Origin of the sequence: Anaerococcus faecalis, assembly GCF_013371425.1 — a bacterium.
GTDB classification, from domain to species: Bacteria; Bacillota; Clostridia; order Tissierellales; family Peptoniphilaceae; genus Anaerococcus; species Anaerococcus porci.
Map to the genome: position 1 here is coordinate 62,697 of NZ_JABVBA010000011.1, position 6,739 is coordinate 69,435.

The window sequence follows — 6,739 nt, forward strand, 5'->3', positions numbered from 1 at the left end:
ATTATAAAAAATAAAGTATAAATAAGGGAGAAAAATTATGACTATTAAATTTGCGTGTGCACCAATCGCTTGGACAAACGATGATTTACCAGAACTAGGAAAAGAAAATACATTTGAACAATGTATATCAGAAATGTCACTTGCAGGATATCAAGGAACAGAAGTAGGAAATAAGTACCCAAGAGATCCAGAAATTCTTAAATCATACCTTGAGCCTAGAAACTTAGAAGTAGCTTCAGCTTGGTTTTCAGCGTTTTTAACAACAAAACCATATGAAGAAACAAAAAAAGCTTTTATTGAACATAGAGACTTTCTACATGCAATGGGAGCAAAAGTAATAGTAGTTGCTGAGCAAGGACATTCAGTTCAAGGACAAATGGATACACCAGTATTTTCTAAAAAACCAACATTTACTGATGAAGAATGGGATAGACTTGCCGATGGACTAAACAAATTAGGTGATTTAGCCTTAGAAAAAGATATGAAGATAGTTTATCACCACCATATGGGAACAGGTGTTCAAACAACAGAAGAAGTTGATAAATTAATGGAGATGACAGATCCAGAAAAAGTATTCTTACTTTATGATACAGGTCACTTAGTATTTTCTGGAGAAGATCCAATAGCTTTCTATAAAAAGTATGCAAATAGAATTAAACATATCCATTTCAAGGATGTTAGACCTGAAAAACAAAAACAATCTAAAGAAGAAGATTGGTCATTCTTAAAATCAGTATTTCAAGGGACATTTACAGTTCCATCAGATGGATGTATTGATTTCAAACCGATTATAGACCTAATTCTAGAAAATAATTATGATGGATGGATAGTAGTAGAAGCTGAACAAGACCCAAGCTTAGCAAATCCGTTTTTATACCACAAAAAAGCTAAAGACTACATGGATTTATTAATAACTAATAAATTAATAGCAGATATGTAGGAATTATAGATTATGTTTTTTATAATAGCAAGCTTTGCCATAATAGTTTGTCTTATAGGTTTTATTGCCTATAAGAAGACTATGGGGCAAGTGGATACGACATCATCGGAAGGTTACTTTTTAGGTGGCAAGAGTCTTACAGCTCCGGTTGTAGCTGGTACGATTATCATGACCAATCTATCAACAGAGCAGATTGTAGGACAAAATGGTCAATCCTATGTTGCAGGTATGCAAGTTATGGCTTGGGAAGTCACAGCAGCGGTCGCAATTGCACTTTTAGCTTCAGTATTTTTACCAAAATATTTTAGGTATGGTATAAATACGATTTCCGATTTTATAGAAATAAGATATGATACTATGACAAAAAGAATAGTATCTATACTTTTTATCATAACTTACATGGTATCATTTATGCCAGTAGTTTTATATTCGGGAGCCTTAGTATTTAATAAAATCTTTAGGGTAGACCAAATGCTTGGTATATCACCAATAGCAGCTATTACAATTATGGTTATATTTATAGGGGTTGTAGGAGTTTTATACTTATTCTTAGGTGGTATGACACTTTCAGCATACTCTGATACAATTTACCAATTTGGATTAATTATTGGTGGTCTTGCAATCCCTTTCTTAGGATTAAGGCTTTTAGGTGATGGATCATTTTTAGCGGGAATTGAACATGTAACACAAAATACACCAGAGTTATTAAACTCCATTGGTAGTGTAGATTCAAAGATAGTTCCTTGGCCAACACTGTTTACTGGAATGTTTTTTAATAACCTTTTCTTCTGGTGTACTAATCAAATGATAGTACAAAAAGCATTTGCAGCTAAAAACTTAAAGGAAGCACAAAAAGGTGCTTTGTTAGTAGGGACATTTAAAATATTTGGAGCACTTTTTCTAGTATTTCCAGGAGTAGTAGCTAGAAATTTATTTGGTGATAAGTTCTTATCACTTCCAGATGGAGCTTATCCACAACTTGTTGTAGATGTATTGCCAACATGGGCTATGGGACTTTTTGGAGCAGTTATATTTGGAGCAATCCTTTCATCATTTGCAGGAAGCTTATCTTCAACATCAACACTTTTTGCATTGGACTTCTATAGACCTATGATCAATAAAAATGCGACAGATTCACAAATGGCAAGAGTAGGTAGGATAACAAATATAACACTTGGAGTTATATCCATAATAGTGGCGCCATTTATATCAAAGGCAGGTTCTGGACTTTATGCTTTTGTACAGGAGTTTAATGGTCTATACAATATGCCACTTTTAATTATGATTGTAGGTGCTTTTTATTTCAAACAAGCAACTGCAACAGGGGCAAAAACAACAATGATTTTTCACGTAGTAGTTTACGCTCTATCAAAAATATTTTTACAAGATATTCATTACCTATATGTATTAAGTGGATTGTTCTTTGTAGACTTATTAATCTACATAATAGTAAGTAAACTTACATTTAAGGGTAATGCCTTTGAAATAAGTCATTATTCAATAGCAGAAGAAGTGGAAGTAGAACCTTGGTCTAAAGTAAAAGTATTGTCTATTGTAATTACTATCGTAGTAATATCAACATACTTATTCTTCTCACCATTGGGAATAGCAAGAATATAAATTTAAGGAGAAAAAAATGAAAAAATTAAATGTAGGAATTTTTGGAGCAGGTAGAATTGGACAAATCCATGCAATGAATTTAGTAACAAATCCAAACATAGTAATCAAAAGAATAGTCGATCCTTTTGCCGACAAATTAAAAGATTTTGAAAAACAAATTGGTATAAAACTTGAAACAGACCCAGACTTAATCTTTAATGATGATGAAATTGATGCTGTACTAATTTGTACACCAACAGATACCCACGTAGATTATATAGTAAAATCAGCTGAAAAGGGTAAACACATTTTCTGCGAAAAACCAGTTTCACTTTCTGATGAAGAATCTATGAGGGCATATAAGGCAGTAAAAAAAGCTGGAGTTAAATTCCAAATTGGTGTAAACAGAAGATATGATAGAAACTTTGCCTATGCTAAAAAACTCATTGATGAAGGAAAAGTAGGAGATCTTGAGCTTGTTAGAGTAGACTCAAGAGACCCAGAAGCACCTTCTCTTGACTATGTTAAATCTTCAGGTGGTTTATTCATGGACATGACTATTCATGATTTTGATATGGCTAGATTTTTAACAGGTCAAGAAGTAGTAGAAGTTTATACTCAAGCTACCGTCAGATGTAATAAAGAAATAGAAGGAATTGATGTTGATACTGCTATAATAAATCTTAAGTTTGAAGATGGAACAATTGGAGTTATTTTAAACTCAAGAAGAGCAGCATATGGTTATGACCAAAGAGTTGAAGCTTTCGGTTCTAAGGGAACAACTATGGTAGAAAATGACCTTGAAGCAAATGTTATACTTGCTGATAAAGATGGTTACCATATTCCAAATCCAGAATTCTTCTTCCTACAAAGATACACAGGTGCTTATAATGCTGAAATTAATGACTTTGCTGATGCTGTATTTAATGATAGGGAAACATCCGTAACAATAGAAGATGCTATTATGGCACAAAGAATAGCCATAGCTGCCAAAGAATCACTTGATTCTGGAAAACCTGCTAAAGTAAGGATGATAGACTAATGGCAAATAAGAAAAAAATTCTTATAATAGCTGAAACTGGTATATCTGCTCAGCTTTTTAAAGAAAGATTTCAACACTTTATAAATATGTCTAAGTCATGTGCATGTGTTGAGCTTGCAAGTTTAAATACCTTTGTCGACAATCTAAATGAAAAAAAATATACACATATACTTGTAGCACCAAATGCACATATACTAAAAGACCATATTAAAGAATACCTAAGAAGAGTTGATTCTACAGATACAAAAGTAGAACTTATATCAGAAACTGATTATCTAAGCATGAACGTTGAAAAAATAATGTTAGATCAATTATAAAGGAGATTTTATGATTAAAATTGGACACATAGGACTTGGTAGAATGGGACTTTTCCATGCAGAAAATATTAGCCAAATGAATGATGCAGAACTTTTTGCTCTTTGTGATTTAGATGAAGAAAAATTGGCAAAAGAGGCAAAAAGATTAAATGTTAAAAAAACCTATACTGATTTTGATGAAATGATAAAAGATGATGAGATAGATGCTATAACTATTACTAGTCCGTCTCACCTTCATACAGAACAAATTTCTAAGGCTCTCAAGGCTGGAAAACACGTATTTTCTGAAAAGCCACTGGGAACAACAGTTGAACAATGCAAATTAGCAGAAAAGGCTGTAGAAGAAAATCCAGACCAAGTTTTCATGCTTGGTTTTATGAGAAGATTTGACAAGTCTTATCAATATGCTAAAAAGGCAATTGAAGCTGGAAAGATTGGAAAAGTATACATGGTAAGATCCTACTCTCAAGATCCTACAGCAAAAATTGAAGGAGCAATAGCCTTTGGACCACATTCAGGTGGAGAATTCTTAGATATGTGTGTTCATGATATAGACCTAATGAGATGGTTTATAGGAAGTGAACCTAAAAAAGTTTGGGCTATAGGTGGTTGTTATGCTTATCCTGAATTTGCTGATTGGAATGATGGGGACAATGTATCAGCACTTATGAAGTTTGAAAATGATGCTATGGGTTTCTTATTTGCAGGAAGAACTGCACCTCATGGCTACAACGTTGAAACTGAAATAATGGGTACAGAGGGCATTATAAGAATTGGTTCAGTTCCGCAAAAAAACCTAGTAGAAATACTAGATAGCACTGGTATAAGGAAAGAAATAAGCCAAGATTTTATAGAAAGATTTTCAGATAGTTTCAAAGATGAAATGAAAGAATTCATCTCTTGTGTAAAAGAAGGTAGGAAACCAGAAATTACAGTATATGATGGAACTGCAGTATCAGAAATAGCTTACAAATGCAAAGAATCATTTGAAAGTGGAGAACTAGTTGAACTTTAAAAAACATATAACTTATCCTAAAAAATAATTACTTTATTAAAGACCTGGAAATATCTAGGTCTTTAATTTATGGAAAGATTTAGTGATTAACAAAATATAAAGAAAATGGTAAAGTATATGAAGACATTAATTATATAAGGAGGCTTTATGAATTGTCTTATTGGACAGTCGGGCGGACCTACGGCTGTTATTAATTCATCCCTGGCAGGAGCTATCCAAGCAGGGATTGACTTGAACTTCGATGAAATATATCTTTCTTTAAATGGAATAGTTGGTCTATTAGATGATAGGATTGAAAAAGTCGATAGGAAAAAATTTGAAAAAGTTGATGCTAAAGATAGGCTTAAGAAAAGACCATCTTCTATACTTGGATCTTGTAGGTTTAAACTTCCAGAAGACTTAAATGATGAAGTTTATAAAAATATATTTGAAAGCTTAAAAAAATACAGAATTTCAACTTTTGTCTATATAGGTGGAAACGACTCAATGGACACAGTAATGAAATTAAATGCTTATATAAAAAAAGTGTCCATAGATTGGATAAATATTGTAGGATGTCCTAAGACCATTGATAATGATTTATGTGAGATGGATCACTCACCAGGTTTTGGCTCGGCAGCTAAATTCGTAAATACAGCTTTAAGGCAAATTAGACTTGATTGTGATATTTATCCTATAAAATCCATAACCTTTGTAGAAATAATGGGCAGAAATGCAGGCTGGCTTACAGCTACATCTTATCTTGCAAATTACAAAAGAAATAAGGATATAGTAAACCTAGTCTATCTTCCAGAAGATTCTAAATCACTTGAGGATATAAAAAAAGAAATAAATGAAAAATTGGAAGAAGATAATAACCTTGTAATTGCTGTATCAGAAGGCTTTATGGATAGGGAAAAAAGACTTTCTAATGATAAGAAAAAATCATTTGACCAAGGTTTTAACCACCCAGTAATAGCTGGTATAGGGCAAAAAATATCAGACTATATTCACAATGAACTTGATATAAAAACTCGTTGTGTTGAACTTAATATAATCCAAAGAACAAGTTTTTTAATATCAAAACAAGATGCTAATGAAGCTTATGAGCTAGGTTATCTTTCTGTCAAAAAAGGAAAGGATAATACAAACCTAATTCCAATACTAAAACGAGAAAGAGATAATCCTTACAAGCTTATATATGATACAACTGAACCTATAAATATCGCCAACAAGGAGAAAAAAATCCCTCAAGAATGGCTTGACGATAGAAAAATATTAAAAGAGAAAATCTTAACCTATACCCTTCCTTTAATAAAAGGAGAAATAGAACAAGAGTTTACAGATAGTATATTTGACTATGTAAAATTAGAAGATTTCATCAAATAAAAAATCCCCAATTAAGGGGATTTTAGGGTCTGTAAATAGTTTTGTGTATCAACCTAAATCCTGATAAAAGGGTAAGAGTTGATACAATTTTTTATGTATCAATATCTGTCCATTCCTATAGGATGGAGCTTATCTTATTTTATACGAACTTAATAAACTGTCAAATTTTCATGAAAATTTCCAGCTGCTTTTATAGTTTTTTTACCTGTTTTTAAAACCTCCCTTCAAAAAATATTGATAATTGGGATAAGATTTGATCCCAGCCACTAATTCTACTTGTCCATTTGCTTGAGGCATATACCATTGCAAGGTACAAGCTTTTTTGTAGTGTGTAGTCATTTGGAAATATTGTTTTATTTTTGGTTACTTTTCTTAGTTGTCTATTGAAGTTTTCCATCACGTTTGTTGTATATATTAGTTTTCTTATTCCTTCTGGGTATTTGAAATATGTGAGAAGT

General features: G+C 32.1%; 7 protein-coding genes. 6 read left to right on the forward strand and 1 reads right to left on the reverse strand.

What is annotated here, in order from left to right:
• The first annotated feature begins 37 nt into the window (after positions 1–37).
• The 6 genes from iolE to HV819_RS09915 all read left to right on the forward strand — a co-directional run bounded on the left by iolE (position 38) and on the right by HV819_RS09915 (position 6,281).
• Positions 38–940 (forward strand): myo-inosose-2 dehydratase, encoded by a 903-nt coding sequence (gene iolE, locus HV819_RS09890; RefSeq protein WP_154540377.1) that lies wholly within the window; start codon positions 38–40, stop codon positions 938–940.
• A gap of 12 nt (positions 941–952) precedes the next feature.
• The gene (locus HV819_RS09895) at positions 953–2,560 is read left to right on the forward strand and encodes a solute:sodium symporter family transporter (RefSeq protein WP_176270101.1); all 1,608 of its coding nucleotides are present in this window, start codon (positions 953–955) and stop codon (positions 2,558–2,560) included.
• Between the two features lie 16 nt (positions 2,561–2,576).
• The gene (iolG, locus tag HV819_RS09900; RefSeq protein WP_154540381.1) at positions 2,577–3,581 is read left to right on the forward strand and encodes an inositol 2-dehydrogenase; all 1,005 of its coding nucleotides are present in this window, start codon (positions 2,577–2,579) and stop codon (positions 3,579–3,581) included.
• On the forward strand, positions 3,581–3,898 hold the full coding sequence (locus HV819_RS09905; RefSeq protein WP_154540383.1) for a hypothetical protein: 318 nt from the start codon (positions 3,581–3,583) through the stop codon (positions 3,896–3,898). Before iolG (HV819_RS09900) ends, HV819_RS09905 begins: the two co-directional genes overlap by 1 nt.
• Positions 3,899–3,908: 10 nt before the next feature.
• On the forward strand, positions 3,909–4,913 hold the full coding sequence (gene iolG / locus HV819_RS09910) for an inositol 2-dehydrogenase (protein ID WP_154540385.1): 1,005 nt from the start codon (positions 3,909–3,911) through the stop codon (positions 4,911–4,913).
• Between the two features lie 147 nt (positions 4,914–5,060).
• Positions 5,061–6,281, forward strand: coding sequence for a diphosphate--fructose-6-phosphate 1-phosphotransferase (locus HV819_RS09915; RefSeq protein ID WP_176270102.1), 1,221 nt, complete (start codon positions 5,061–5,063; stop codon positions 6,279–6,281).
• A 211-nt stretch (positions 6,282–6,492) separates the two neighbouring features.
• On the opposite strand, the gene HV819_RS09920 is transcribed toward HV819_RS09915, so the two are convergent.
• The coding region (locus tag HV819_RS09920) for a transposase (RefSeq protein ID WP_176270103.1) at positions 6,493–6,739 on the reverse strand (247 nt) is incomplete at its 5' end.

Bases quoted from the DNA above. Each gene is read 5' to 3' on its own strand.
- HV819_RS09895 (WP_176270101.1), top strand. From the start codon at position 953: ATGTTTTTTATAATAGCAAGCTTTGCCATAATAGTTTGTCTTATAGGT.
- HV819_RS09905 (WP_154540383.1), top strand. From the start codon at position 3,581: ATGGCAAATAAGAAAAAAATTCTTATAATAGCTGAAACTGGTATATCT.
- HV819_RS09915 (WP_176270102.1), top strand. From the start codon at position 5,061: ATGAATTGTCTTATTGGACAGTCGGGCGGACCTACGGCTGTTATTAAT.
- iolE (WP_154540377.1), top strand. From the start codon at position 38: ATGACTATTAAATTTGCGTGTGCACCAATCGCTTGGACAAACGATGAT.
- iolG (WP_154540385.1), top strand. From the start codon at position 3,909: ATGATTAAAATTGGACACATAGGACTTGGTAGAATGGGACTTTTCCAT.
- iolG (WP_154540381.1), top strand. From the start codon at position 2,577: ATGAAAAAATTAAATGTAGGAATTTTTGGAGCAGGTAGAATTGGACAA.